The organism is Sporolactobacillus pectinivorans (assembly GCF_002802965.1).
Lineage (GTDB): Bacteria > Bacillota > Bacilli > Bacillales > Sporolactobacillaceae > Sporolactobacillus > Sporolactobacillus pectinivorans.
In genome coordinates this window covers 380,650-406,878 of the sequence record NZ_NXGA01000001.1, presented here as the reverse complement: position 1 = coordinate 406,878, position 26,229 = coordinate 380,650, and the positions used below count along the sequence as shown (strand labels likewise).

Annotated in this window: 25 protein-coding genes; all 25 read left to right on the top strand. The window is 47.2% G+C overall.

Going from position 1 to position 26,229, the window contains the following annotated elements; translation table 11 throughout:
- Nucleotides 1-196 precede the first annotated feature (196 nt).
- The 25 genes from glmU (at nucleotide 197) to dusB (ending at nucleotide 26,017) form a co-directional block, all read left to right on the top strand.
- Nucleotides 197-1,576, top strand: a complete 1,380-nt coding sequence (gene glmU / locus COP04_RS02200; RefSeq protein WP_100486500.1) for a bifunctional UDP-N-acetylglucosamine diphosphorylase/glucosamine-1-phosphate N-acetyltransferase GlmU — start codon at nucleotides 197-199, stop codon at nucleotides 1,574-1,576.
- Nucleotides 1,577-1,594: 18 nt separating this feature from the next.
- Nucleotides 1,595-2,545 carry a ribose-phosphate diphosphokinase gene (locus tag COP04_RS02195; protein ID WP_100486499.1) on the top strand — a complete coding sequence of 317 codons (951 nt, stop codon included), beginning with the start codon at nucleotides 1,595-1,597 and terminating at the stop codon, nucleotides 2,543-2,545.
- A gap of 95 nt (nucleotides 2,546-2,640) precedes the next feature.
- Nucleotides 2,641-3,264: a 50S ribosomal protein L25 gene (locus COP04_RS02190; protein ID WP_100486498.1), complete on the top strand. Its 624-nt coding sequence runs from the start codon at nucleotides 2,641-2,643 to the stop codon at nucleotides 3,262-3,264.
- A gap of 176 nt (nucleotides 3,265-3,440) precedes the next feature.
- Nucleotides 3,441-4,010, top strand: a complete 570-nt coding sequence (gene pth / locus COP04_RS02185) for an aminoacyl-tRNA hydrolase (protein WP_100486497.1) — start codon at nucleotides 3,441-3,443, stop codon at nucleotides 4,008-4,010.
- Nucleotides 4,011-4,103: 93 nt separating this feature from the next.
- A complete protein-coding gene (gene mfd, locus COP04_RS02180) occupies nucleotides 4,104-7,646 on the top strand; it encodes a transcription-repair coupling factor (RefSeq protein WP_100486496.1) in 3,543 nt (1,180 codons plus the stop codon).
- A gap of 171 nt (nucleotides 7,647-7,817) precedes the next feature.
- Complete coding sequence (gene spoVT, locus COP04_RS02175) at nucleotides 7,818-8,354, top strand: stage V sporulation protein T (protein WP_100486495.1); 537 nt, start codon at nucleotides 7,818-7,820, stop codon at nucleotides 8,352-8,354.
- A gap of 515 nt (nucleotides 8,355-8,869) precedes the next feature.
- On the top strand, nucleotides 8,870-9,145 hold the full coding sequence (locus COP04_RS02165) for an HU family DNA-binding protein (protein WP_100486493.1): 276 nt from the start codon (nucleotides 8,870-8,872) through the stop codon (nucleotides 9,143-9,145).
- Nucleotides 9,142-9,408, top strand: a complete 267-nt coding sequence (locus tag COP04_RS02160; protein ID WP_100486492.1) for an RNA-binding S4 domain-containing protein — start codon at nucleotides 9,142-9,144, stop codon at nucleotides 9,406-9,408. Before COP04_RS02165 ends, COP04_RS02160 begins: the two co-directional genes overlap by 4 nt.
- Before the next feature lie 80 nt (nucleotides 9,409-9,488).
- A complete protein-coding gene (gene yabP / locus COP04_RS02155; protein WP_100486491.1) occupies nucleotides 9,489-9,797 on the top strand; it encodes a sporulation protein YabP in 309 nt (102 codons plus the stop codon).
- Complete coding sequence (yabQ, locus tag COP04_RS02150; RefSeq protein WP_100486490.1) at nucleotides 9,794-10,372, top strand: spore cortex biosynthesis protein YabQ; 579 nt, start codon at nucleotides 9,794-9,796, stop codon at nucleotides 10,370-10,372. The genes yabP and yabQ overlap by 4 nt, the downstream gene beginning before the upstream one ends.
- 10 nt (nucleotides 10,373-10,382) lie before the next feature.
- On the top strand, nucleotides 10,383-10,763 hold the full coding sequence (locus tag COP04_RS02145) for an FtsB family cell division protein (RefSeq protein ID WP_100486489.1): 381 nt from the start codon (nucleotides 10,383-10,385) through the stop codon (nucleotides 10,761-10,763).
- A gap of 67 nt (nucleotides 10,764-10,830) precedes the next feature.
- Entirely contained in the window at nucleotides 10,831-11,244 is a 414-nt protein-coding gene (locus COP04_RS02140; RefSeq protein ID WP_100486488.1) for a S1 domain-containing RNA-binding protein, read from the top strand.
- Between the two features lie 289 nt (nucleotides 11,245-11,533).
- On the top strand, nucleotides 11,534-14,029 hold the full coding sequence (spoIIE, locus tag COP04_RS02135; RefSeq protein WP_239984733.1) for a stage II sporulation protein E: 2,496 nt from the start codon (nucleotides 11,534-11,536) through the stop codon (nucleotides 14,027-14,029).
- Between the two features lie 78 nt (nucleotides 14,030-14,107).
- On the top strand, nucleotides 14,108-14,842 hold the full coding sequence (locus COP04_RS02130; RefSeq protein ID WP_100486486.1) for a vWA domain-containing protein: 735 nt from the start codon (nucleotides 14,108-14,110) through the stop codon (nucleotides 14,840-14,842).
- On the top strand, nucleotides 14,823-15,755 hold the full coding sequence (locus COP04_RS02125; RefSeq protein ID WP_100486485.1) for a serine/threonine protein kinase: 933 nt from the start codon (nucleotides 14,823-14,825) through the stop codon (nucleotides 15,753-15,755). The genes COP04_RS02130 and COP04_RS02125 overlap by 20 nt, the downstream gene beginning before the upstream one ends.
- Before the next feature lie 168 nt (nucleotides 15,756-15,923).
- Nucleotides 15,924-17,357, top strand: coding sequence for a tRNA lysidine(34) synthetase TilS (gene tilS / locus COP04_RS02120; protein WP_100486484.1), 1,434 nt, complete (start codon nucleotides 15,924-15,926; stop codon nucleotides 17,355-17,357).
- Nucleotides 17,354-17,893 (top strand): hypoxanthine phosphoribosyltransferase, encoded by a 540-nt coding sequence (gene hpt, locus COP04_RS02115; protein ID WP_100486483.1) that lies wholly within the window; start codon nucleotides 17,354-17,356, stop codon nucleotides 17,891-17,893. Before tilS ends, hpt begins: the two co-directional genes overlap by 4 nt.
- Before the next feature lie 139 nt (nucleotides 17,894-18,032).
- Entirely contained in the window at nucleotides 18,033-20,069 is a 2,037-nt protein-coding gene (ftsH, locus tag COP04_RS02110; protein ID WP_100486482.1) for an ATP-dependent zinc metalloprotease FtsH, read from the top strand.
- Between the two features lie 84 nt (nucleotides 20,070-20,153).
- The gene (locus COP04_RS02105) at nucleotides 20,154-20,924 is read left to right on the top strand and encodes a type III pantothenate kinase (protein ID WP_100489482.1); all 771 of its coding nucleotides are present in this window, start codon (nucleotides 20,154-20,156) and stop codon (nucleotides 20,922-20,924) included.
- Between the two features lie 31 nt (nucleotides 20,925-20,955).
- Nucleotides 20,956-21,825, top strand: coding sequence for an Hsp33 family molecular chaperone HslO (gene hslO / locus COP04_RS02100; RefSeq protein WP_100486481.1), 870 nt, complete (start codon nucleotides 20,956-20,958; stop codon nucleotides 21,823-21,825).
- Nucleotides 21,826-21,944: 119 nt separating this feature from the next.
- Nucleotides 21,945-22,865 carry a cysteine synthase A gene (gene cysK, locus COP04_RS02095; RefSeq protein WP_100486480.1) on the top strand — a complete coding sequence of 307 codons (921 nt, stop codon included), beginning with the start codon at nucleotides 21,945-21,947 and terminating at the stop codon, nucleotides 22,863-22,865.
- Between the two features lie 286 nt (nucleotides 22,866-23,151).
- Nucleotides 23,152-23,922 (top strand): dihydropteroate synthase, encoded by a 771-nt coding sequence (gene folP, locus COP04_RS02090; protein WP_100489481.1) that lies wholly within the window; start codon nucleotides 23,152-23,154, stop codon nucleotides 23,920-23,922.
- Entirely contained in the window at nucleotides 23,915-24,796 is an 882-nt protein-coding gene (gene folK, locus COP04_RS02085; RefSeq protein ID WP_100486479.1) for a 2-amino-4-hydroxy-6-hydroxymethyldihydropteridine diphosphokinase, read from the top strand. The genes folP and folK overlap by 8 nt, the downstream gene beginning before the upstream one ends.
- A complete protein-coding gene (locus COP04_RS02080; protein ID WP_100486478.1) occupies nucleotides 24,748-24,951 on the top strand; it encodes a helix-turn-helix domain-containing protein in 204 nt (67 codons plus the stop codon). The genes folK and COP04_RS02080 overlap by 49 nt, the downstream gene beginning before the upstream one ends.
- A gap of 67 nt (nucleotides 24,952-25,018) precedes the next feature.
- Nucleotides 25,019-26,017 carry a tRNA dihydrouridine synthase DusB gene (dusB, locus tag COP04_RS02075; protein WP_100486477.1) on the top strand — a complete coding sequence of 333 codons (999 nt, stop codon included), beginning with the start codon at nucleotides 25,019-25,021 and terminating at the stop codon, nucleotides 26,015-26,017.
- The last annotated feature ends 212 nt before the right edge of the window (nucleotides 26,018-26,229 follow it).

Here is a 26,229-nt window from a genome sequence, read left to right as displayed (position 1 = left end):
GAGCCAATTGATTTGGTTCCCATTTTTTTATTCAAAATGTACTGCGGGAATAGTCTTCGAACAGATTGCGTTTCAGTATATTCTGCACTACGGCAACAGCTTTTTGCCCTCCGGCTACGTGCTTATCCTCCTTGAAAAAGGGCGTTATTTAAGCTATAGTCTAAAAAGGAGTTTAGGTTCATTATGGGGGTCTATCATGTCAACTCGGTATGCGGTCATTCTGGCTGCCGGCAAGGGAACCAGAATGAAATCGAAATTATATAAAGTGCTGCACCAAGTCTGTGGGAAACCGATGATTCGCCATGTGGTTGATGAGATCGGGCAGGCACGTTTCTCAAAAGTGTTTGTGATTGTAGGCCATGGAGCTGAAGACGTCCGTTCTTGTGTCAGAAACGACGCTGATTGCATTCTTCAGAAAGAACAGCTGGGCACGGCTCACGCGGTTTTGCAAGCTTCGGAACAGTTGGGCGGTTTGGATGGAACGACGATCGTGCTTTATGGCGACACGCCGCTGATCACTCATGAAACGGTTGAGAAACTAATTGATTTTCAGGAAAAAGAGCACGCAGCAGCAGCTGTTTTGACCGCAAGGCTGGAAGACCCTGCAGGGTACGGCCGGATCATCCGTTCCGCTACCGGAAGCCTGGAGAAAATTGTCGAGGACAAGGACGCTACGGATGAAGAGAAAAAGGTAAAGGAAATCAATACCGGAATTTACAGCTTTAATAATCGTTTGCTGTTTAAACTGCTTAGCAAGGTGGGCAATAACAATGCGCAGGGAGAATATTATCTGCCTGACGTCATTGGCCTTCTGGTGAAGGCGTCTGAGAAGGTTCTTGCCTACCCTACGGAACGGTTTGAGGAAACAGTCGGGGTAAATGATCGCGTGCAGCTGGCGGCAGCCGAAAAATATATGCGGATGCGGATCAACAGGAAACATATGGAACAGGGTGTCACACTGATTGATCCGGAAACCACTTACTTGTCCGCCGAATGCTCCATTGGTGGAGACACGATCATTTATCCGGGTACGGTCATTAAGGGCGATACGAACATCGGTAGCGGATGCGTCATCGGCCCCCATACCGAGATTACGAACTGCACCATTGGTTCTGATACTCAGATTGATCAGTCGGTTCTGGAAGACAGCTGGATCGGCGATGATGTACAGATCGGGCCGTTCGCTCATATCCGTCCGCTGTCCAGAATTCACAATCAGGCGAAGATTGGCAACTTTGTCGAAGTGAAAAAATCCGAAGTCGGCGAGCGAAGCAAAGCGTCTCACTTAACGTATCTTGGTGACGCGACGCTGGGAGCAGATGTTAATATGGGGTGCGGTACCATTACTGTGAATTATGATGGAAAAAATAAATTTGCGACCATCATCGGGGACGGTGCCTTTATCGGGTGCAATGCCAATCTTGTCGCACCGGTAACGATCGGGACCGGTGCGTTTGTTGCTGCCGGATCCACGATTACAGAATCTGTAAATGCGGATGCGCTGGCGATTGCGCGGTCGCGGCAAACAAACAAAGAGAACTATGCGCTGAAGCTGAATTACAGAACAAACAACTAACTGGAGGGAACTATCAGGATGGTCAGCTATTTAGATCCTAATTTGAAAGTATTCAGTCTTAATTCCAACCCCGATCTCGCCAAACAAATTGCCGAGCACATCGGGATTAAACTCGGTAAATGTCTTGTTTCCTCGTTCAGTGACGGTGAAATTCAGATCAGCATTGAAGAGAGCATCCGGGGCAGTGAGGTTTACGTCATTCAGTCGACCTGCGATCCCGTCAATCAGCACCTGATGGAACTTCTGATTATGATTGATGCGCTGAAGAGAGCTTCCGCGAAAACAATTAATGTTGTCATTCCGTATTATGGCTATGCGAGACAGGACCGCAAAGCCCGCTCCAGGGAACCGATTACCGCGAAACTTGTTGCCAACCTGCTGGAGACGGCCGGTGCTACAAGAATTTTGACATTGGATCTCCATGCGCCTCAGATTCAGGGCTTCTTTGATATTCCGGTTGATCAGCTGCTGGGTGTCCCAACACTGTCCGAATATTTCTTAAGCAAGAAGATCGATGACGTTGTCGTTGTTTCTCCGGATCACGGCGGCGTAACCCGTGCGAGAAAAATGGCTGATCGACTGAAAGCGCCGATTGCGATTATCGACAAACGGCGCCCGCGCCCGAATGTTTCGGAAGTCATGAACATTATCGGGGATATTCAGGGTAAAACGGCGATCATCATTGATGATATTATTGATACCGCTGGAACAATCTCGCTGGCAGCAAATGCTCTGGTTGAGCGCGGCGCAAAAAAGGTGTATGCTTGCTGTACGCACCCTGTTCTATCAGGACCTGCCATCGAACGGATCCAGGCATCTGCAATCAGCGAACTAGTTGTTACCAACACTATTTCGCTGCCTGAAGAAAAGAAAATCGAAAAGATTGTTCAGCTGTCTGTTGCCCCGCTCATTGGTGAAGCGATCATCCGCATTCATGAGAAACTTTCGGTCAGCCGTCTGTTTAACTGATGCAGGGTGGTTGTCTGGCAGGATACGGGTTTCCATTCAGCTGGACAAGGCTGCTTAAAAAATATAATTATTGGGTTTGAAAGGATGTGCAATACATGGCAACATTAAATGCGGCCATTCGCGATGATTCAAAAAAATCGATCGCAAAGCAATTGAGACGGGAAGGTAAAATTCCTTCAGTAGTCTATGGCAAGACAACGGAAAGCGAGTCCATCTCGGTAAATGCCGGTGAAGTCAGCAAACTGTTTCGCAATGAAGGCAGAAATGCAATTATTACTCTGAACATTGCTGATGGTAAAAAGTATACGGTGATGGCTCATGATCTCCAGTACAATAGTCTAAAAGGCACGATTCAGCATATTGATTTTCTGGCAATCAATGTAAATGAAACGATTGATGCTGTCGTCCCTGTCGTCATCAAGGGCGCTGAAATTGTTGAAGTTGGCGAAATTGTCGTTAACCACCAACTGTCTGAACTGACGGTGCGCGCGTTGCCAAAAGATTTGCCGAACGCTATTGAAGTCGATGTTTCTAAAATGACAGTTGGCGACAATGTCAGAATTAGCGATATTGCTCCCGAATCCGGGTACAAGATTCTTGGCGAACCTGAAGACGTTGTTGTATCTGTATCCTACAGTGGCAAAAATACTGAAGAAACTGAAGCAGCTCCGGCAACAAGTACTGAAACTTCGTCAACTGAAAAAACGCCTGCTGAATAAGGCGGTTCCGTCACAAAATGAAACGAGGCGTAACGATTTGAGTTACGTCTTTTTTCATACCATGGGATAGCGCACGGCTGGCATAAAACGGCAGAGCGGGTCGCTGATGGCTGCGCCTGAATTTCTGCCGATCCCCGGGCTCTCTACGACTACCCGGGGGAAAGTGAGGGAAAATTGTGAAAATCATTATCGGGCTGGGCAATCCTGGTTCTGAATATGCGCATACGAGGCATAACATAGGATTTGAAGTGATCGATGAACTGTCCGCTAAATATCGTATCAGCCTGACTCGCAGCAAGTTCAATGCTCTGTTCGGCAAAGGGACTATCGACGGAGAAGAAGTGTTACTGGTTAAGCCGCTCACTTATATGAATGCTTCAGGAGAGGCTGTTGGGCCACTGACTCGCTTCTACAAACTGACTGCCGAAGATCTTATTGCTGTTCATGATGATATGGATTTGCCAGTAGGAAAAATCCGCTTGAGGCAGAAAGGTGGCTCAGGAGGTCACAATGGCGTAAAGTCATTGATCCAGCATCTCCACACTCAGGAATTCGCAAGAATTAGGGTAGGTGTCGGTCATCCGGAAAGATCCCGACAGGCGGTCGTTAATTATGTGCTGAATGGTTTTACAGAAGAGGAAAAAGCGCCAATTACAGAAGCGGTTGAACGTGCTTCTGAAGCGGCGGCCGCCTGGCTGACTATACCTTTTCCGAAAGTGATGAGCGAATATAATGCGAATAAGTGAAACTTTGCATGGAAATAATCAAAACAGAAATAATGCAGAAGCTTTGGCAGCGTGCCAAAGCGTTTTTCGGTTTAATGAAAGCGAGGACTGCCAATGTTTGGCCTGAGCACCTTTTATGAACGGAAGATCAATGAAATTAGAACCGTTCTCGACGGGTACGAAAGCGGTATGGATCAGCAACTCGTGTCGGGGCTGTCCGGAAGCGCAAAGTCACTCTGGATTGCCGCGATGTATCGCGAGCGGCCGGGAACACTCATTGCTGTAACACATAATCTTTATCAGGGGCAGAAACTATATAATGATTTGTCGGGGCTGGTGGACCCGGAGGAGCTTTTTCTGTACCCGACGAATGATCTGATCGCATCAGAAATGGCCGTTGCCAGTCCGGAATTGCTAGCCCAGCGCATTGACGTGCTGAATCATTTGGCGGAGGAAAAGAAAAGCCTGATTGTCATTCCGGTAGCCGGATTGAAACGTTTGCTTGCACCTCCGTATTTGTGGAAGGCCAGTTTGATCCGCCTGAAGAATGGGGCACAGGTTGATCTTGATCAGTTGGCCACAAAACTTTCTGCGCTGGGTTATGAGCGGGAATCAATGGTTACCGGGCCCGGCCAGTTCAGCATTAGAGGCGGCATTGTGGACATATTTCCGTTGACGGAGGAACATCCGCTTAGAATTGAACTCTTTGATGATGAAGTGGATTCAATTCGGTTCTTTGACAGTGAAACACAGCGATCACTGGACATGCTGAATGTGGCGCCTGTTATTGGCCCTGCCCGCGAACTTCTCCTTTATGATGAAGGATTTGATCGTGCAGCAACTGCACTTGAAGCTGCTCTGATTAAAGCGCTATCAAGGACTGGTGATCCTGAGGTCAGGAATCTGCTGAATGACCGGACCGGAGCAGACATTGAAGCGCTGAAGCAGCATCAGTCTTTTCAGAATATGGCCAAATATACAGCTCTTTTTTATAATAAAGCGACAACGATTTCCGATTATTTGCCTCAGAACGCACTGATCATTTTGGATGAGATCAGCAGGATACAGGAAATGACACAGCAGCTGGATCGTGAGGAAGCCGAATGGCTGGTGGAAATGCTGCAGAAAGGAGAAATGGTCGGGGGCGTACCGCTGACCATGGACGGGTCGGCACTGGCTGAACATCTGCACCGGCCGCTGCTTCTTCTTTCCTTGTTTTTGCGCTATCACGGGCAGTTTCAGCCGCAGAACGTCATCAATTTTACCTGTCGTTCCATGCAGAATTTTCACGGGCAGATTAATTTGCTGAAAACCGAAACCGACCGATGGTTGAAAAGTGAATTTGCCGTTGTTTTTCTGGCTTCTGATCAGGAGCGGGCAAAACGACTGACACGGGTACTTGAGGATTATGGAATCAAAGCTGAATCTGCGGAAGCGGATGCATTGCCGGCATTCGGCCGTATCCAGATTGTCGCAGGGGGATTGGAAAACGGTTTCGAATTACCTCTTCAGAAGCTTGCTGTCATTACCGAGAAAGAGGTTTTTACGAAAAAAGCGCCGAAAACACAACGCAGAGGAAGAAAAATATCCAATGCGGAACGCTTGAAAAATTATAACGAACTAAAAGTCGGCGACTATGTAGTGCATGTCGACCACGGAATCGGCCGCTACGCGGGTGTTGAAACGCTTGAGGTTAACGGCACGCACAAAGATTATCTGCAAATTATCTACAAAGGAAACGACAAACTCTTTGTACCCGTTGAGCATATTGATCAGGTTCAGAAATACGTCAGTTCCGAAGGTAAAGAACCAAAAGTCTATGCTTTGGGCGGCAGTGAATGGAAAAAGGTCAAGAACAAAGCAAAATCGTCAATACAGGACATTGCCGACGACCTGATCAAACTGTACGCGCAGCGTGAAGCCAGCAAGGGGCATGCCTTTACAAAAGACGGCCCGGCGCAGCACGAGTTTGAGGCGGCTTTTCCGTATCAGGAAACAGCGGATCAGCTCCAAGCCATAGATGAGATAAAAAAAGATATGGAAAAAGAGAAACCGATGGATCGGCTGCTTTGCGGAGACGTTGGCTACGGGAAAACCGAAGTGGCACTGAGGGCCGCATTCAAGGCGATAGCCGATGGGAAACAGGTAGCTTTTCTTGTCCCGACCACGATTCTTGCTCAGCAGCACTATGAAACGTCACGCGAACGCTTCGAAGAATTCCCTGTATCGATTGGAGTTCTGAGCCGTTTCCGCTCACGAAAAGAGCAACTGGATACGCTTAAAGGTCTGAAAACCGGAACAGTTGATATGGTAATCGGAACGCACCGTCTGCTCTCAAAAGATGTGAAGTTTAAGGACTTGGGGCTGCTGATTGTCGATGAAGAACAGCGTTTCGGTGTGACCCATAAGGAAAAAATTAAACGGCTGAAAGCGAATATTGATGTCCTGACACTGACGGCGACACCTATTCCTAGGACACTTCACATGTCGATGCTGGGCGTCCGGGATCTGTCGATTATTGAAACACCGCCGGAAAATCGATTCCCTGTCCAGACTTATGTGACAGAATACAATGAAATGCTCGTCCGGGAAGCTATCGAGAGGGAAATGGCACGCGGTGGGCAGATCTATTTTCTTTACAATCGTGTTGAAACGATTCAAAGAATGACGGAGCTGATCTCTTCTCTTGTTCCGGATGCTGCGGTGACTTTTGCACATGGCCAGATGAAGGAATCTGAGCTGGAATCGGCAATGATCGATTTTCTCGACGGCACGGACGACGTGTTGGTCAGCACGACGATTATTGAGGCCGGGGTTGATATTCCGAACGTCAATACATTGATTGTTTATGATGCGGACAGAATGGGTCTGGCGCAGCTTTACCAATTACGCGGACGGGTCGGTCGCTCGAACCGTGTCGCTTATGCTTACTTTACGTATCAACGGGACAAGGTGATGAACGAAGTTGCCGAGAAACGCCTGCAGGCCATTAAGGAGTTCACGGAACTCGGTTCCGGATTCAAGATAGCGATGCGGGATTTGTCGATCAGAGGTGCTGGCAACCTGCTTGGCGCCCAGCAGCATGGATTTATTGACTCTGTAGGTTTCGATCTGTACTCGCAGATGCTTAAAGATGCGGTCGATGAACGGAAGGGCATTCAGAAGCCCGCCGAAAGACCAGTCAGTGCATCCATTGAAATTGACGCCGATGCTTATATCCCCGACAGCTACATTAAGGATTCGATTCAGAAGATTGATATGTACAAGCGGTTTAAGGCAGCGGACAGCATGCAGTCTATTCAGGATATTGAAGACGAGATGATTGACCGGTACGGAGATTATCCGCAGGAAGTGGCTGACCTGCTCAAAGCAGCTTTGCTGCGTGTGATTGCGGACCAACTGATGATTGAAGACATCAAGCAGACAAATGGCGGACTGAGCGTCGTATTCTCGGAAAAAGGCTGGAAATCACTGGATCGGGAATTGCTTTTCAAGTCAATCAGCCGGATGGGGCCTGGGATCGGCCTCGGTTCTGCCAATACGAAGATGAAACTCACCATAAAAGAAAGTGCGATGAACAGCCAAGTGCTTGATGCAGCACTGGATCTGCTGAAAGAGATCATTAAAATGCAAAAGACACCGGAAAAAGCCGGTTAATTTTGGCGGAACATGCATAGATTGGCCGGGTGCGCAGATAATAATTTCAAGGAATAGATGATCATGAACGGGCGTTCAGATCAGGCGCGGGTATAAAGCTGGGCAAGCAACCGTTGCCGATCATCAAAGATCTGAATAGCCTCCACAATGGAAAGTGAGGATATCCTTAATATGAAAGCAACTGGTATTGTCCGCCGAATTGATGATCTTGGGCGTGTTGTGATCCCGAAAGAAATACGCCGTACGCTGCGCATCCGGGAAGGAGATCCCCTGGAGATTTTTGTTGACCATGATGGGGAAGTCATTTTGAAAAAATACTCACCGATGAGCGAACTCGGTGATTTCGCAAAAGAGTATGCCGAATCACTGGCAGACAATTCGGGCAAACTGGCGATCATCAGCGACCGTGACGCAGTGATCGCACTCGCCGGCGGACCCAAAAAGGATTTTCTTGATAAGCGTATTCTTGCAGCACCGGAAAGGGCAATGGAATTCCGCCAGACCACAATTGAGCAGGGCAAAAATGAACCGCTGGTTGAAGGACAGAATACGGCTGTGGGCCCATATGTTATCGCCCCGATTATTGCGGGCGGTGATCCCATCGGCACGGTGATTTTGGTTGATAAGGATCAGGGGTCGCTTGGCGATGTGGAAGTAAAATTGTCGGAGACCGCAGCCGGATTTCTGGGACGGCAGATGGAACATTGAGAAAAAGCGTCATTGGGCACAATTTTGAAATGTAAATGAAAAAATCTGAAAAGAGGCAGGATATGGCCTCTTTTTTTACTGTCCCTGTGGACAAAAATAAAACTCTTTTCATATTCCATCAAAATAGATAACTTATGGTATAATCCATTTTAGAATTCAGGGCAAAGGTGGAGGGCATTGGTACTGGAAACAAAAGAAGAGAGCTGCCTGATCTGACAGGCGCAGCACTGTTCTTCAAAAAAGTTGAATGGTGTATCGGGTCTCCTATCAACACTTTGCTGCCGGCTTTATGTTATTTCAGCCCGGCAGAGCTACACCGCTATCCAATGATTGGCGACCGGCTGGGTCTCTGCCTTCTGAAAGTCCTCAAAAAAAAACGAGGGGGGAGAAAGTCCATTGCACGGATGCGGGTAAGATGAACTGTGATCGTGGCTTGTGTTATGCTAGAGTGAAGAAAAAAACAGGCAGATGTCTGAATCGGGCAGATATCTGTAATATAAACGGAGGAATAAAGCATGAACAAATACGAACTGATTCAGAAAGTATCAGAACAAACCGGGGTATCTAAGAAAGAAACGGAAAAAATCGTTAATGAAACACTGGAGGAAATCATTTCTGCATTAAACAAAAACGAGAAGGTTCAATTTGTTGGATTCGGAACTTTTGAAGTCAGGGAAAGAGCCAGCCGCACCGGGCGCAATCCGCAGACAGGCGAAGCAATTACCATACCGGCAACAAAAGTTCCGGGATTCAGGGCGGGGAATAAACTGAAGGATGCTGTAAAAAAATGAGGCTTGATAAATTTTTGAAAGTTTCTCGCCTGATCAAAAGGCGCACGGTTGCCAAGGAACTGGCGGACCAGGGTCGTGTCGATATAAACGGCCAGCCAGGTAAGGCAAGCTCCAATGTCAGTGCAGGTGACATGCTGACTCTTCACTTCGGTCAGAAGCAGACAAAAGTGAAGGTTACACTTCTGAAAGAATCGGTAAAAAAAGAAGAAGCTGACTCTCTGTACGAATTAATCAGTGAACAGCAGGCAGATAATAAAGGGTAACAGCTTTTTCGGGCAGGGCCTGACTTGGGTTCTAAACTGGACAGCTTCCTCATACGGTATGGAAAAGAGGAGGGAGTCCAATGAATCAATTCTATCCATCTCAGGCACCCAATAAAGACAAGCCGCTGCAAAATCATGATATTGTGGTAAAAAACAGGAAAACGATTGAAATAACAGGCGTCAAGCATGTAGAAAGCTTTGACCACGAAGAATTCCTGCTGGAGACGGTGATGGGTTTTCTCGCGGTTAAAGGTACGGCGTTAAAAATGCAGAATTTGAATGTTGAGCAGGGTATGGTGGCAATCGAAGGGAAAATACTCGAAATCAGCTATCTGGATGAGCCGGCCGCAGAGTCAAATAAGGGCTTTTTCGGAAAACTGTTTCGATGACGCTGAATGAACAATTCGGATCCCTTGGCCTGATGGTTCTGATGGGTGTATGGATAGGCGCTTCTTTTTCGATTTATCAGCATTTTGTTCATCCGCGTGGAAAAAAGCGCTGGATTCTGCTGGCGACCGATCCTCTTTTCTGGATCATTCAGGCATTGCTGCTGTTTGCCCTACTCTTGCCTGCAAATGAGGGTGTGCTGCGTTTTTATTTGTTTCTGGGTGTCGCTCTTGGGTTTTCTTTTTATAAATGGATTCTGGAAAGACCGTTTCTGTACTTCTTCGACAGTATTTTGGCAGTCGTTGTCCGATTAGGACGTTTTATTATAAAGTCTGTCTATATTTTATTGCTCTATCCTCTTTATTTTCTATTGAAGCTCGTCTATAGATTGTGTAGAATGACAGTAAACGCTATTCTGAAAATCTTATTGTTTCTGTTGCTCTTGCCGTTTAAAGTTCTTCGGGGGATTGCTCGATTGCTTCTGCCGGGGAAATGGTTGGCCAGCATGGAAAAAAAGATGATTGGAATCCGCCGGAAGATCATGAAATGGGTGGCGGTGATTACGAGGCGTAGATAGGGGGATGGGAATGAACCAGGCAGAATCGCAGCGAGTAATGCATCTTCAGACAGATTATTTCCGGTCGCAGGAGATTGCAGAAAAAAGGGTGAGAAAGCATCGAAAGGGTCTCATCCGGCGCCTGATCGCTTTTGCGATTATTGTTGCTGCAGCAGGTTCATTTATGCTGTCATCTCTTGCCTCACAGAGCCACCAGCTAAATCGTACACTGGAGCAGAAAGCCGCGCTGGAGAAACAGGTCAGCGTCTCAGAACAAAACATCGCACAGCTTAAAAAACGCATCAACCTCTTACACAACAAGAACTATATTGGCGAAATTGCACACCAGGATTATTTGTTATCTAAAAAAGGCGAAATTATTTTTTCAAAACCGAGCCATAGCGGACATTGACAGGCTCTTTTTTTACTATGTATAATACAATAATGAGGGATACCATTTTAGGAGGAAGCTTTTTTTTATGTCAATTGAAGCAGGCAGCAAGCTGAAGGGTAAAGTTTCGGGGATTACAAACTTTGGAGCCTTCGTTGATTTGCCCGATGGCAAGACCGGGCTGGTTCATATCAGTGAGGTTGCGGATCGGTATGTTAAAGACATTCACGATGTTCTGTCAATCGGTGATGAAGTCACAGTGAAAGTGCTGCAGGTTGCACCTGACGGAAAGATTGGTCTGTCGATCCGCAAAGCTGTTGATAAACCCGAAAGGCCTAGAAGTACGTCGCGGGCCCCGAAAAATGGTGGAAAACGGTTTACACATGCGCCCAGCTTTGAGGACAAAATCTCCCGCTATCTAAAAGAAAGTGAAGACCGGCTTTCGACTATTAAGCGCCAGACTGAATCCAAACGGGGCGGCCGCGGTGCACGCCGAGGGTAAAGCGGTTATTCGGCCGATCGTATAATATAACGCGTCATCAGGCACTCAGAACAATATTCTGAGTGCCTTTATTTTTGCACGTTAGGGATGATTCGCCCGCTTTCCGCATGAGTATGGGATGATTGGCGTGAGAAAACGCGACGGGTCCGGCGCATCGGCATTCAACATGGCTAACACGGAAGAATCACGTCGAAGTTTTTTTGCTGCGGGCGTTGCTTTTATGACAAATTATGATTGACTGATGTGCTTTAATGGATCATACAATATTAAGCTGAGGGTGGCGAGAGGCATGATTCAAAGATCATTCAGTTTTGGAGAAAGAGTGTCAGGCTCGATGGAAGCCGGGAGACAGCCTGTCCAAGGAAACCACAGAATAATCAGGGCACTGCGCACCGCGGTCTTGAAATTTTTTTGCCGTACGGAATTTTTCTTTCTGATCGCAGGCTTTTTACTCGGACGAGCAGTGATCCTTTCCACCCTGACTCCCTTTATCCTGCCTTTTTTTGCAACGATCTTCTGGCTGAACCGAAGGAAAAAATGGAGAGTTTCAGCTGCTCCAATAGCCGGAGCGCTCACTGTATCGGTCGGACAGGCTTTTTATGCTGTACTTGCACTCCTTGCTTTTCTTGTTGCCTGGAAAATGATGCAGACTTTGATGAAAAATAAAGAGGGCAGATGGCTCCCTGTTCTTGTCCTCCTTATTGGTTTTTTTGTCCGGCTGTTGTATCAGGCGGTTTTCACACTGGACCTTGTCTGGTCGGATGCTCTGACAGCTGCCGCAGAATCTTCCCTCGCATTTCTGGTGATGTTGATTTTCATGCAGAGTGTGCCTCTTTTATCAGCAAGGGTTAGCCGCAAGCTCTACAAAAATGAGGAGATGATTTGTTTTGTTATTCTGCTCTCTTCAATTCTAGCGGGAACAATCGGCTGGACGACTTTGGGCATATCGGTCGATCATGTCCTGGCGCGGTACGCTGTTCTGCTTTTCGCATCGGCGGGTGGGGCAGCTATCGGTTCGACCGTCGGTGTTGTAATCGGGCTGGTTGTCGGTATGGCGAGTGTGACCAGCCTCTATCAGATGAGCCTTCTTGCTTTTTCGGGTGTGCTGGGGGGCCTGATGAAAGAAGCAGGGAAAATGGGGACAGCAGCAGGGCTAATCATTGCCACACTTCTGATTGGCCTGTATGGAGGCGGTTACAGTAACCTGAGTGGAGAAGTGATTGATTCACTGACTGCTGTGCTTCTCTTTCTGGCAACACCGAAGGAACTGATCCAACGGCTTTCTTTTTATATTCCCGGAACACGGGAGTATCAGAAAGAGCAGCAGCAATATATCCGAAAATTAAGAGATGCAACGGTAAGCCGTGTTGAACAATTTTCAAGCCTGTTTCAGATGCTGGCTAAAAGTTTTTCACCGCCTGCCGAAGAAGTTCCGGGGGAAGAAGAAGTTTTTTTGAGCAAAGTGACGGCAAAGTCCTGCAGAAATTGTTTCAAGAAAGAATACTGTTGGGTAAAGAATGCTGCACAGACACGGCAGCTGATGCTGCAGCTCAGGGATGAATCCCGTGCCGGGCGAAAAGGGGAGAATGCCAGGCTCCACCGCGAATGGCGGGATCACTGTGCCCGATCAGAAAAGACAATGGATTTGATTTCACGGGAGCAGGGGCTGGAGGAAGTGAGGAAGCGGATGATGAGGCAAGTCAAGGAGAGCCGCAGGCTGGTCGCCGATCAGCTGCATGGTGTTTCCCAGGTTATGCGCGATTTTGCAGGCGAGATGAAGCGTGAACGCGGACTTCATGACTGGCAGGAAGAAATCATTCTTGCGAAACTGAACGGGGCCGGGCTGCTGGTGGAAAGTGTAGAGATATACAGTCTTGAGTCCGGAGCAGTGGACATTGAGATGCTGTTGCCGCAGGATGATTATCAAGCGTGTGAAAAAGTGATTGCGCCCATGTTATCGGGAATTTTAGGGGAGGGAATAGTCGTTGAGAAGAGGAGCAGCTCCGAGTTTTCTGGAGGGCCGTGCCGTGCGGCTTTTGCTTCTGCTAAAGCGTATGACATAGAAACCGGTGCCGCAACAGCAGCGCGAGGGGGTGGTTTTGTATCAGGGGACAACTTTGCACTTTTTGATATCGGTTCTGGGAAGTATGCGCTGGCAATCAGTGACGGAATGGGCAATGGAGAACGTGCAGATGCCGAGAGCAAAGAGACACTTCAGCTTCTGGCAAAAGTGTTAAAGTCTGGCATTCATGAAACCCTGGCCATTAAATCTATTAATTCTATTTTGTCGCTGCGCTCGACAGAAGAGATTTTTGCAACTCTGGATCTGGCATTGATTGATTTGCAGAATGCGAAATCAAAATTTTTGAAGATTGGATCTAATCCCAGCTTTGTTAAGCGTGGCAGTCACGTCTTCATGCTTGACGCGGGAAATCTGCCGATCGGAATGATTGAAGAGTTCGATGTCGATGTCCGGACCGAGCAACTGAAATCGGGGGATTTACTGATCATGATGAGTGACGGTATTTTTGATGCGCAGAAACAGATTGAAAATAAAGAAGCATGGGTTAAAAGAAAGATTAGAGAACTGCAGACAGATAATCCTCAAGCAATTGCTGATTTACTTCTTGAAGAAGTGATCCGAATGGCGGATGGTCAAATTAATGACGATATGACGGTTATTGCGGCACGGATTAGCCACCATATTCCAAAATGGTCCTCGATTTCCCCGGGTGCTGAAAAAGAAACGACAGTTTTAAGGAAGGAGCGGGTTGGCCAGACATGAGAAACGTTAGCTGAGCCTGTATAGAAAAAGCCTTTCCTGTCTAAGATGATGCTAGATTCAGGAAGGGGTGCTTAAATCATGAAAAAAGGAAACTTAAAACAGATTCTATTAATCACTGACGGCTGCTCCAATCAGGGAGAAGATCCGGCGGCAATGGCGGCGCTGGCCAGGGAACAGGGCATCGCAGTCAACGTGATTGGTGTTCTTGATCATTTCGATTCCGAAGACAGCAGGGGACTCCGCGAAGTGGAAGAGATTGCCCGTGCCGGCGGCGGTATCAGCCAAATTGTGCAGACGAAACAGTTGGCACAAACCGTGCAGATGGTGACGAAACAGGCAATGACGCAAACAATTAAAGGCGTGATCAATCAGGAACTGCAGGATATACTCGGGGATACAGGAACCGTAGAGGATTTGCCTCCTGAAAAACAGGGTAAAGTCATGGAAGTCATTGACGAGATGGGCGAGACGATTGATCTTGACGTCTGCATTCTTGTTGACACCAGTGCGAGCATGAAAACGAAGCTCCCAACTGTACGGGAAGCACTGACGGACCTGTCGCTGAGCCTATCTGCGAGGACCGGGAGTAATCAGTTCTGCCTTTATTTATTTCCCGGGAAAAGAAAACCGGTTCATAAAGTGATTGGCTGGACACCACAGCTTGAAAGTATTGACCGGGTATTCTCTAAAATTGATACACATGGCGTGACACCGACAGGGCCGGCGATCAGGGAAGCGGCAAAAAGTTTCGAACTGCTTTCAAAGCGGGACATGATTTTCGAAGATGAAGCCTATGACGATGGACCAAGATGATTTTCGGCTGCTGCCGGGAACCATTCTGCATGGAAAATGGCACGGAAAATCTTATCGATTGATCAGGAGGCTCGGAAGCGGTGCGCAGGGGACGGTCTATCTGGCAAGTACAGACCAGGGTATTGTAGCCGTAAAATTGGCGAAAGATCGCGGTTCGCTGATATCCGAAATGAATGTTCTGAAACGGTTCAGCCGGCTTGGCGGTGAGCCGCTGGGACCTTGTTTATATGATACCGATGATTGGTCGGGCGGAGGCAGAACTATAGCATTCTGCGCCATGGAATATCTTAGAGGCAAAGCACTGAATGAGGCATTGCTGCAGAAATCGTTTGACTGGACTGCTGTTTTTCTTGTACAGTTATTAAGACAGTTGAAAAATCTCCACAATTTGGGATACGTATTTGGTGATCTAAAGCCTGAAAATCTAATGCTTATGGACCCCGGACATCAGATCCGCTGCCTTGATTTTGGAGGCGCGACACGTGTGGGAAGATCCATTAGAGAATATACTGAGTTTTATGACCGCGGTTATTGGGGACTCGGCACCCGTAAAGCCGATCCAGCCTACGATTTATTTGCATGCGGGATGATCATGATCTATGCTTCGCTGGGCCACCGGTTCGAGAAATCTGCCCATCCTGCACAGCAGTTGCTTCACGTGATCAAAACGATCCCGCAGCTTGGGCCCTATCAAAAGATTGTTACAAGCGCTCTGTTGGGAAAATATGCGTCGGCTGACCAGATGCGCCGTGAATTGTTGAGCCAAATCATGGAGAAGCAGAATTCTGTGAAATCCGCCGGCCCAAAACGGACAGCCAAACGCAGTGGAAAGAAGGACTGGGCAAAAGCGTGGCTGGCGGCTTCGCTGATGCTTGGCCTTTATGTTATCTTTGTAATGATCTTTATCATGTAATCATAGTCTTTCAGAAAGACTTCCTGCTGGTGAGGAAGTATTAGTGCAGCCGGATTAATTTTCTTTCTAGCGGTGCAGCAGCCGCTTCCCCGGCTCTCATTCAACCATTCCTGATTGTGTGGTTTTAAACAGGAGAAAGGCAGAAGTTTCATAGGGAGAAAAAGGGCAATGACTTTTGAAGAACGGGTGCTACAATTTATTAAAGAACATCAGTTGATCGTGCCCGGTATGCGGCTTGTCGCAGGAGTAAGCGGGGGGACCGACTCAATGGCGCTGATCTGTTTCCTGTGCGGGATGAGGGAAAAATGGGGGCTTGAGCTCGCTGTTGTTTCCGTTAATCACCGGCTGAGGGGTGCTGAGAGTCAGAAAGATCTTGAATATGTTGCGGCATTTTGCAGGAAGAACGATCTTGTTTTTTATGGAAGGACAGTGGATGCGCAGCGCTACAGCCTGGAAGAAAAGCTAAGCACTGAAGCCGGTGCTCGCGAGCTTCGCTATCGGGCGTTTGCAGAAGCCGTTCATCTATTTCATGCCGATGCACTGGTTCTGGCTCATCATGGCGACGATCAGATTGAGACAATGCTGATGCGGGAGACAAGGGGGAGCTTCGGCATGTCAAGATCCGGGATTCCGATACGGCGCCCTTTTGCCTGTGCTGAACTGATCCGCCCGTTCTTGTCTCAGACAAAGAGCGATCTCGAAAATTACTGCTCATCCCGGGGTATCAAGGCACGCTATGACCCTTCCAATAACTCCGACAATCATACACGTAATCGATTCAGAAAAGTGGTTCTTCCCTTTCTGAAAAACGAAAATCCGACCGTTCATCTTAAATTTCAATATGAAAGTGAAAGAATTGCGGAGGATGAAGATCTCCTGCTGCGACTTGCAAAGGATGATCTGAAAAAGGTCATCCTGAAAAAAAAGACTGATCAGGTAAAATTGTCAATTTCTGCTTTGTTATCGATTCCATTGCCTTTACAAAGGAGAATGATTCATCTAATATTAAATTATCTTTACACGAACCGACAAATAAAGCCCTTGCATCAATCTATACATATCGAAAATTTAATACAGCTTATGCGTTCCGACCGGGCTTCCGGCGGTACTTTTTTTCCAAAAAACCTTATCGCCAGAAAATCTTATGGTGTCTGTATCATTGGATTCTCGCCCCAAAGCCCGGATCAAGGTTATGATCGGCTGATACAGGTACCGGGAACGACAGTGTTGCCAGGAGGGAAGATGATTGCAGATTTTCTGGACGGAGGATTTCAGGTGACCGACGGGGGGCGCAACAGCCTGATCCTTGATTTGCACGATGTTAGGACCCCTCTCAGAGTCAGGACCTGGCGAACCGGAGACCGGATGAATGCGAACGGCATGAGCCACGCACAGAAAGTGCAGCGTATTTTTATCAATGAGAAGGTTGACCGTGAGAAACGCGAAAACTGGCCGATCGTGGTTGATGGCAGGGGTACGATACTCTGGCTGCCTCTGCTCAGAAGGGCCCGGGAGCTGCCGCAGAGAACAGCGGATTGTGAAAGGATGTATCTTAAGCTGGTTTTCATGCCGACTGATGATTTTGGGAGGACTCAGGGATGAAGGAAGACATCAGGGAAATATTAATTACGGAAGAAGAAATTCAGAAAAAGGTTCGTGATTTCGGAGAGGAACTTTCTGAAGAATATAAGGGACGTTTCCCTCTCGTTATCGGCGTTCTGAAGGGCGCGCTTCCTTTTATGGCAGACCTGATCAAACAGATTAGTGTTCCGATTGAAATTGACTTCATGGATGTTTCAAGCTATGGCAACTCAACTGTTTCATCCGGTGAAGTAAAAATATTAAAAGATCTGGATACTTCAGTAGAAGGCAGGGAAATCCTTATTGTTGAAGACATTATCGACAGCGGTCTGACATTAAGCTATCTGGTGGATTTGTTCAAAACGAGGAAGGCCAAGTCGATTAAAATTGTCACACTTCTGAACAAGCCCTCAAGAAGGAACAAGCCTGTAATGCCTGACATGACCGGTTTTGCAGTTCCCGATGCCTTTCTTGTCGGTTATGGCCTTGATTACGCTGAAAGATACCGGAATCTTCCATTCATTGGCATTTTGAAGCCGGAAATTTATAAATCGTGAAACCGGTGCGGGAACCGGCTGCTGTTTCGGATATTCCGGCAGATATTTTTTGAGGTTGTAATGGGTTGTTTTCTTGAGGCCGTCCAGTTGTATGTGGTACTATAAAATATGGTTTTGTTAGAGCGGGAGGAGGTAAGGCATGAATCGACTTTTTAAGAACATCATTATATATTTGTTTATTTTTGTTGTTATTATAGGCATTGTCAGCTGGCTGACTGAAAACAATAAAAGCGTCAGGCCGATGACTTATACGGCTTTTGAAAAGAATTTGAGTGCTGGCCAGGTGGACCAAGCAGTCCTTCAGCCTGAAGGAAGTGTTTATGCGGTTACCGGACGACTGAAGAGTTATGATTCAAACACAACATTTAAAACGTATATTCCGGCAAGCGAACAGGCAGTCAACCAAGTTACGAATATGGTGCACCATAAGCTAAATCTCGATGTCAAACCTGCCCAGCAAACGAGCGGATGGATTACATTCCTTACTTCGCTGGTTCCGTTTGCGATCATTTTCTTCCTGATTTTCTTCCTGTTGAATCAGGCGCAGGGCGGCGGTGGCCGTGTGATGAATTTTGGAAAAAGCAAAGCAAAACTTTATTCCGAGGATAAAAAGAAAGTTACATTTAAAGATGTCGCCGGTGCCGATGAGGAAAAACAGGAACTTGTGGAAATTGTTGATTTTTTGAAGGATCCAAGGAAATTTGTAGCTCTCGGAGCAAGAATTCCGAAAGGTGTTTTGCTTGAAGGCCCTCCAGGTACTGGTAAAACATTGCTTGCACGTGCTGTTGCAGGAGAAGCAGGGGTTCCATTCTTCTCAATCAGCGGGTCGGATTTTGTGGAAATGTTTGTCGGTGTCGGTGCATCGCGTGTTCGCGATCTTTTCGATCAGGCAAAAAAGAATTCACCATGTATCATTTTTATTGATGAAATTGATGCGGTCGGCCGCCAGCGTGGCGCTGGACTGGGCGGTGGCCATGATGAACGTGAGCAGACCCTGAACCAGTTGCTTGTCGAAATGGATGGGTTCGGAGCTAATGAGGGTATTATTATCATTGCCGCAACGAACCGTCCGGATATTCTGGATCCGGCGCTGTTGCGACCCGGGCGTTTTGACCGCCAGATTCCGGTCAATCGCCCGGATCTTATCGGACGCGAAGCTGTTTTGCGTGTTCATGCGCGCAATAAGCCTCTGGCAAAAGATATTGATCTGAAGACTGTTGCAAAATTGACGCCGGGTTTCTCTGGTGCCGATCTGGAAAACCTGCTTAACGAAGCCGCGCTGGTTGCGGCCCGGGCGAACAAAAAAGTGATCACCATGGAAGACATTGACGAAGCAGTTGAGCGCGTCATTGCCGGTGTAGCCAAAAAGTCGCGTGTCATTTCGAAAAAGGAACAGAACATTGTTGCTTACCATGAATCCGGGCACACGATCGTTGGTCTGGCCCTGAACGGTGCCGATGAGGTTCATAAAGTGACAGTCATTCCCCGTGGCCAGGCGGGCGGCTATACGGTGTCTTTGCCTAAGGAAGACCGCGGCATGATGACTAAGCCCGAACTTGAGGAGAAAATCTGCGGGTTGCTCGGCGGCCGTGTCGCTGAAGAGGTGATTTTCGGTGAAATATCCACGGGTGCCAGCAATGATTTACAGCGTGTCACAAATATCGCCAGGCGAATGGTTACAGAATTCGGTATGAGTGAAAAGTTGGGCCCTATCCAGTATGGAAATAATGACGGTGGGCAAGTCTTTTTGGGCCGCGATTTGCAGAATGAGCAGAACTACAGTGATACAATCGCCTTCGAAATTGATTCCGAAGTCCAGGAAATTGTGAAGGAACAGTATGACCGCTGTAGGAAGCTGCTTACGGAGCACCGCGATAAACTTGAACTGATTGCCCAAACACTGCTTAAGGTTGAAACACTTGATGAGGGACAGATCAAGTCATTGTATGAAACAGGAAAATATATTGAACCAAGCAAGAACCGTTATGGTCATCAAAATGGTGATCAGGAAAAAGAAGAACCGAATAGTGATTCGTCTTCCAATCCGAATACCCGGCCATCGGCAGGTACCGATTCTGATCCGTCGACTGATATCAAAGTCAACATCCTCCCAAAGGATAGCAGTGTACCTAATGAAGAGGACGGGAATAATCATCCGGACGACCGGAAACTCTGATAGTCATTCAATGAATGTATCATGATATAATGAGAGAGGCATTTCCAAACAGGAGGTGTCTCTTTTTAAATGGTGGTGATCGTTTTGATTTTTGTGTGCGACGTCGGTAATACAAATATTATGATGGGCGTTTTCAATAACGGAAAGCTCGAATACCATTGGAGGATTTCCACAGATCGTGAAAAAACAGAAGACGAGTTTGCAATGGTTGTAAATAGTTTATTGCAATACAGCGGCTTGTCTTTCAGTGATTTCAGCGGTGCGGCAATTTCCACAGTTGTGCCGTCGCTCCTTTTTGCCTTGGAACGGATGTGCGAGAAATATTTTCATGTCAGCCCGCTGATCGTTGGGCCGGGCATTAAAACTGGATTAAATCTAAAATATGATAATCCAAGAGAAATCGGTGCAGACCGGATTGTGAACGCGGTAGCAGCCATCCATGATTACCGGCCGCCGATCATCGTAATCGACTTTGGAACCGCGACTACCTATTGTTATATCGATGAGAGATCCGATTATATCGGCGGAGCCATTGCCCCTGGCATTAATATTTCCACTGAGGCTCTTTATGAAAAAGCTTCCAAATTGCCGAGAATTGAAATTGCAAAACCGCCGGATATTGTTGGACGCAATACGATTCATGCCATGCAGTCAGGCGTCCTTTTCGGATACGTTGGCCAGGTTGAGGGCATTGTATCACGTATGAAAAGGCAGTCAGGTTCCGAACCGGTGGTGGTGGCAACGGGAGGATTATGTACATTGGTTTCCAAAGAAACAGATGCTATTGATCATGTAGACAAATTGCTGACACTAAAAGGGCTGTATTTGATCTATCAGCGCAATCAGCATATGTGACTGCTAAGAAAAAGAGTAAGGATGGGTGCGAATGAGTGATTATTTTGTCAGGGCTCTCGCCTGCAATAAAACATTAAGAGTCATTACAGCGGTAACAACAGATACCGTGAGTGAAGCGCAGCGAAGACACCGGACTTGGCCAACTGCGACCGCCGCGATTGGCAGGACGATGACGGCAACGATGATGATGGGAGTTCAAATGAAAGGTGACGAGAAAATAACGGTCACGGTGCAAGGCGAGGGACCGATAGGAGTGATCGTTGCCGACGCGGATACACAAGGAAATGTGCGCGGCTATGTAACAAATCCCGAGGTTCATTTTGATCTCAATCAAAAAGGTAAACTGGATGTTGCGCGGGCTGTCGGATCAAAAGGTTTTCTAAGCGTTGTCAGGGATCTTGGTCTCAAGGAAAACTTTACTGGACGTGTGCCGCTCGTTTCCGGTGAAATAGGCGATGATTTTACCTATTACTTTGCAAGATCTGAACAGATCCCTTCAGCTGTCGGTGTTGGTGTGCTGGTCAATCCCGACCACTCGGTCAAGGCGGCAGGAGGATTTCTGATACAGGTCCTTCCGGGAGCACCGGAATCCGTGATCGGGAAGGTAGAGAAGCACCTGAACGAAATTCCGCCGATTTCCAGGCTGATTGATGAAGGCCGTACAGCGGATAACCTGCTTGAAGATCTGTTTCCGGATCACGATTATCAGGTTCTTGAACACGCACCGGTCCATTTTAAATGCACATGCACAAAAGAAAAATTTGGCCATTCAATTGCCGGACTGGGCATTCAGGAGATTCAGACGATGATCAGAGAGGATCAAGGAGCGGATGCTGTCTGTCGCTTCTGCAAAAACAGTTATCATTTTTCCGAAGAAGAATTAGAGGCCATGCTGAAGTAGTTCGGCCTGCCGCTGACCTTTTTATTTTCTCCAAAATTGACGAGAAAAAAGAATATTGATACTATAATATATAAATCATACATGATTACTACGATTTTTAATTAAAGGGGAGCGAGCACATGACGGTTGCTAACTCAGTTACTGAATTAATCGGGAATACACCGATTGTCCGTTTGAATCACCTGACGGAAGAAAATGATGCGGAGCTTTATGCGAAACTCGAATACTTCAATCCCGGGAGCAGTGTCAAAGATAGGATTGCGCTCGCCATGATTGAAGCTGCAGAAAAAGACGGGAAACTGAAGCCGAATGATACGATCATTGAACCGACAAGCGGTAATACGGGGATAGGCTTGGCACTTGTTGCTGCGGTCAAAGGCTATAGAGCGATACTTGTGATGCCGGAAACGATGAGCATTGAGCGGCGCAAACTTTTCAAAGCATACGGCGCGGAAGTCATTCTGACACCAGGTGCCCAGGCGATCAAGGGATCCATCGCTAAAGCTCAGGAACTGGCAGAAGAAAAAGGCTATTTTTTGCCGCAGCAATTCAAAAACCCGGCAAATCCGCAGATTCACTATCTGACAACAGGAAAAGAAATAGCTGCTGCTTTTGATTCCCTCGATGCTTTTGTAGCCGGCGTCGGTACCGGCGGAACGTTGAGCGGGACAGGGAAAGCGCTCAAGGAAAAGTTCAAAGATATTAAAATTTTTGCGGTTGAACCTAAGGATTCACCTGTGCTGAATGGCGGAAAAGGCGGACCGCACAAGATCCAGGGGATCGGTACCGGCTTCATCCCGGATACGCTGAACACTGAAATATATGACGAAGTGATTGATGTTTCGAATGAACAGGCTTTCGAATATGCGCGCCTTGCGGGCAAAAAAGAAGGCGTTTTGTCCGGCATTTCCGGTGGAGCTGCCATTTATGCCGGTGTACAGGTCGCAAAACAGCTGGGAAAAGGAAAGAAAGTCGTTGTGGTCGTACCGGATAACGGGGAAAGATATCTGAGTACACCACTGTATCAGGCCGAAGACTGAGCGGCTGATCAGGTAACAATAGGTAACAATGTGAAGTTGATTCAGGAAGAGGACCGGGACTGCGGGTCCTCTTTTGTGTATGTCCAGCGCACCGGGTTTGGCTTGCGTCAGAAAATTTTACGGCTGAGGAAACGGGACGCTGTGCTATACTGTTTTTATCAACGTTAAGATGAATTAGCTTTGTAAGGGAGGATTTGAATTGCCTGCATGTTCCTTTCAGGTTTCACCCTATCATTTATTAAAAACAAGAAAAAAGGTCATTGATTATCAGGTGAAAACGGTGATTATGGGTATTTTAAATGTCACGCCGGACTCCTTTTCGGATGGTGGAAAATTTAACAAGATTGATCTGGCAGTAGAGCACGCACTGGAAATGGAGCAGGATGGTGCAGATATGATCGATGTCGGGGGCGAATCCACACGGCCGGGTTATACACCGTTGTCGGTGAAGGATGAAGTTGAGCGGATCGTGCCGATGATTCGAGCGATAAGACAGCATACGGATATTCCGATCTCGGTTGACACCTATAAAGCAGAAACAGCCCGACAGGCATTGGATGCAGGAGCGGACATTATTAATGATGTCTGGGGCGCAAAAGCCGATACGGAGATGGCTGCAACCGCCGCCGAATACAACGCCCCAATCATTCTAATGCACAATCGGGACAATAATCACTATCGGGACATCATCGAAGATATGAAGACGGATCTTCAGGTTAGCATTAATTTGGCACTTGATGCCGGAGTTGCGCCTGAAAATATTATTCTTGATCCAGGTATCGGATTTGCGAAGGATTACGAACAAAATCTAATCGTTATGAATCACATTGAAGCTTTTCATGAACTGGGTTATCCGATTTTGCTGGGTACTTCAAGGAAGGGGTTCATTGGCAAAACACTCCATGTGACGGTTGACAAGCGTGTGGAAGGTACGGGCGCGACCGTCTGTCTGGCTATTGCAAAGGGGTGCCAGATTATGCGGGTTCACGATGTCAAACCAATCGCACAGATGGCGAGGATGATGGACACGATGCTTCAGGAGGATCACCGTGGCTGATAAAATCATTTTGAAGAGAATGAGCTTTTATGGCTATCATGGCGCCTTGCCGGAAGAAAATAAGATAGGCCAGCGTTTTATTGTTGATGTAGAGTTGGATACAGATCTTTACGCGGCCGGCGTCTCGGACAACCTCGAACGGACGGTCGATTATGCGGAAGTTTACAACCTGGTCGGAAAAATTGTTGAAGGTCCTGCCTGCGTACTGATTGAAGCAGTTGCCGAACGCATCTCAGAGCGGCTCCTGAAAACTTTTCCCCAGGCTGCTTCCTGCCGGATCCGGGTGACCAAACCCGATCCGCCGATTGCCGGCCACTATGAATCGGTAGGCGTGGAAATCGAACGTAAACGTTCAATGGCCTACCTAGGTCTGGGATCCAACATCAGCGATCGTGAAGACTTTTTGAAAAAGGCTCTGATAGCACTAAGCGAAATAAACAGCGTACGGCTGGACCGCTGTTCCTCGATCTATGAAACGGATCCTTACGGGCCGGTAGGGCAAGATAAATTTTTAAATATGGCGGTACAGATAGAGACGCTGCTTCCGCCCCAGGCTTTGCTTGAAGAAATTCAGCGCATTGAAAAATCACTGATGAGGAAGCGTGAAATTCATTGGGGTCCGAGAACCATCGATCTCGATATACTGCTCTTTAATCAGTGCAGAATAAATACGGAGAAACTCTCCCTGCCACACCCGGAAATTCCCCGTCGTGCATTTGTCCTAAAACCTCTTTCCGAAATTGCCCCGCATGTTATTGTTCCAGGCATGAATCGCTCAGTGATCGAGCTTTGGCAGAGTCTTAATGCAGAAGAGGGAGTAAGATTATGGAAAAAGAACAATGGGGAAGGAAGATTCGGGCTTTTCGAAAATTGAAAGGCTACACGCAAATTGAATTGGCCCGAGAACTAGAGATCTCGCTGTCTTTTCTCGGTGAAATCGAAAGAGAAAATCGAGAACCTTCAGCAGAGCTTGTTGAAAAAATTTGTGATAAACTGAGCATATCTGTCAAGGAAATGAGAAATTTATAATTGCATCACATCTTTTGATAGTTAACCATTTCCGAATACAGATGAATTGAAATAATGAGGTGCTCTCATGCTTAAAATAGGATCAGTAGAATTGAAAAACAGAGTGGTTCTTGCACCGATGGCCGGGGTCTGCAATTCTGCGTTCCGGTTGATTGCCAAACGTTTCGGGGCAGGTTTGGTCTGTGCTGAAATGGTGGCTGACAGGGGAATCATTCATCACAATAAAAAAACTATGAACATGCTGTATGTTGATGATCGCGAGAAACCACTCAGCCTACAGATTTTCGGTGGTTCGAGAGAAACACTTGTTCAGGCGGCAAAGTATGTCGACAAAAATACAAATGCCGATATTATTGATATCAATATGGGCTGCCCGGTTCCGAAAGTGACTAAGTGCGATGCCGGTTCCAAATGGCTGCTTGATCCGGACAAAATTTATGAAATGGTTGCAGCTGTCGTTGACGCCGTGGACAAGCCGGTTACGGTCAAAATGCGCAAGGGTTGGGATGACGATCATATCTTTGCCGTCCGTAATGCACAGGCTGTAGAAAGAGCCGGCGGGCGGGCTGTTGCTCTTCACGGCAGGACGAGAGTACAAATGTACGAAGGGAATGCCGATTGGGATATTATCCGCCAAGTCAAGGAATCCGTTGGCATTCCGGTGATTGGAAACGGCGATGTCCAGACGCCTCAGGATGCCAAACGCATGCTGGAAACAACGGGAGCGGATGGCGTGATGATTGGCCGGGGTGCGCTCGGGAATCCGTGGATGCTCTATCGTACGGTGAAATATTTGGAAAGCGGCATACTATGTCCGGAACCAACAGCGAAGGAAAAAATAGATGTCTGCCTTTTTCATTTTGACCAGCTGATCAAATTAAAAGGAGAACATCTTGCTGCTCTAGAAATGAGAAAGCATGCTGCCTGGTACGTTAAAGGACTGCGCGGTGGAAATGAGGTCAGAAAGAAAATCAATGTTTGCAATGGTGCTGATGAGTTGCACAGACTGCTGAAGCAATATGCGCGGGAGTCAGAGGAAGAATTGGCATCAGCCGGACAAAGTTGACAGTAATTCTGAAATTCTCTATAATTTTGATAGATATCAAACTGCCGGTGGTGTTACTGGCAGTTTTATTTATGATCTAATAAATAATCTGCATCGTCAAGAAGAAACTTGTTGCAAAAAAAGTTTGCCAGCTGCCGGCCTCATCCAACGGCCGCATTGCTGGCTAAAGCTGTATCAACCGGAGAGGCCACGGTACAGCAAGAAATGACTGG

What these genes read in the sequence shown, in the direction of transcription:
- COP04_RS02130 (WP_100486486.1), top strand. Translation starts at nt 14,108, where the DNA reads ATGAAAAAAGGAAACTTAAAACAGATTCTATTAATCACTGACGGCTGC.
- COP04_RS02195 (WP_100486499.1), top strand. Translation starts at nt 1,595, where the DNA reads ATGGTCAGCTATTTAGATCCTAATTTGAAAGTATTCAGTCTTAATTCC.
- COP04_RS02190 (WP_100486498.1), top strand. Translation starts at nt 2,641, where the DNA reads ATGGCAACATTAAATGCGGCCATTCGCGATGATTCAAAAAAATCGATC.
- COP04_RS02165 (WP_100486493.1), top strand. Translation starts at nt 8,870, where the DNA reads ATGAACAAATACGAACTGATTCAGAAAGTATCAGAACAAACCGGGGTA.
- spoIIE (WP_239984733.1), top strand. Translation starts at nt 11,534, where the DNA reads ATGATTCAAAGATCATTCAGTTTTGGAGAAAGAGTGTCAGGCTCGATG.
- yabP (WP_100486491.1), top strand. Translation starts at nt 9,489, where the DNA reads ATGAATCAATTCTATCCATCTCAGGCACCCAATAAAGACAAGCCGCTG.
- COP04_RS02080 (WP_100486478.1), top strand. Translation starts at nt 24,748, where the DNA reads ATGGAAAAAGAACAATGGGGAAGGAAGATTCGGGCTTTTCGAAAATTG.
- tilS (WP_100486484.1), top strand. Translation starts at nt 15,924, where the DNA reads ATGACTTTTGAAGAACGGGTGCTACAATTTATTAAAGAACATCAGTTG.
- COP04_RS02140 (WP_100486488.1), top strand. Translation starts at nt 10,831, where the DNA reads ATGTCAATTGAAGCAGGCAGCAAGCTGAAGGGTAAAGTTTCGGGGATT.
- dusB (WP_100486477.1), top strand. Translation starts at nt 25,019, where the DNA reads ATGCTTAAAATAGGATCAGTAGAATTGAAAAACAGAGTGGTTCTTGCA.
- COP04_RS02145 (WP_100486489.1), top strand. Translation starts at nt 10,383, where the DNA reads ATGAACCAGGCAGAATCGCAGCGAGTAATGCATCTTCAGACAGATTAT.
- spoVT (WP_100486495.1), top strand. Translation starts at nt 7,818, where the DNA reads ATGAAAGCAACTGGTATTGTCCGCCGAATTGATGATCTTGGGCGTGTT.
- mfd (WP_100486496.1), top strand. Translation starts at nt 4,104, where the DNA reads ATGTTTGGCCTGAGCACCTTTTATGAACGGAAGATCAATGAAATTAGA.
- hpt (WP_100486483.1), top strand. Translation starts at nt 17,354, where the DNA reads ATGAAGGAAGACATCAGGGAAATATTAATTACGGAAGAAGAAATTCAG.
- COP04_RS02125 (WP_100486485.1), top strand. Translation starts at nt 14,823, where the DNA reads ATGACGATGGACCAAGATGATTTTCGGCTGCTGCCGGGAACCATTCTG.
- ftsH (WP_100486482.1), top strand. Translation starts at nt 18,033, where the DNA reads ATGAATCGACTTTTTAAGAACATCATTATATATTTGTTTATTTTTGTT.
- folP (WP_100489481.1), top strand. Translation starts at nt 23,152, where the DNA reads ATGGGTATTTTAAATGTCACGCCGGACTCCTTTTCGGATGGTGGAAAA.
- hslO (WP_100486481.1), top strand. Translation starts at nt 20,956, where the DNA reads ATGAGTGATTATTTTGTCAGGGCTCTCGCCTGCAATAAAACATTAAGA.
- glmU (WP_100486500.1), top strand. Translation starts at nt 197, where the DNA reads ATGTCAACTCGGTATGCGGTCATTCTGGCTGCCGGCAAGGGAACCAGA.
- COP04_RS02160 (WP_100486492.1), top strand. Translation starts at nt 9,142, where the DNA reads ATGAGGCTTGATAAATTTTTGAAAGTTTCTCGCCTGATCAAAAGGCGC.
- cysK (WP_100486480.1), top strand. Translation starts at nt 21,945, where the DNA reads ATGACGGTTGCTAACTCAGTTACTGAATTAATCGGGAATACACCGATT.
- yabQ (WP_100486490.1), top strand. Translation starts at nt 9,794, where the DNA reads ATGACGCTGAATGAACAATTCGGATCCCTTGGCCTGATGGTTCTGATG.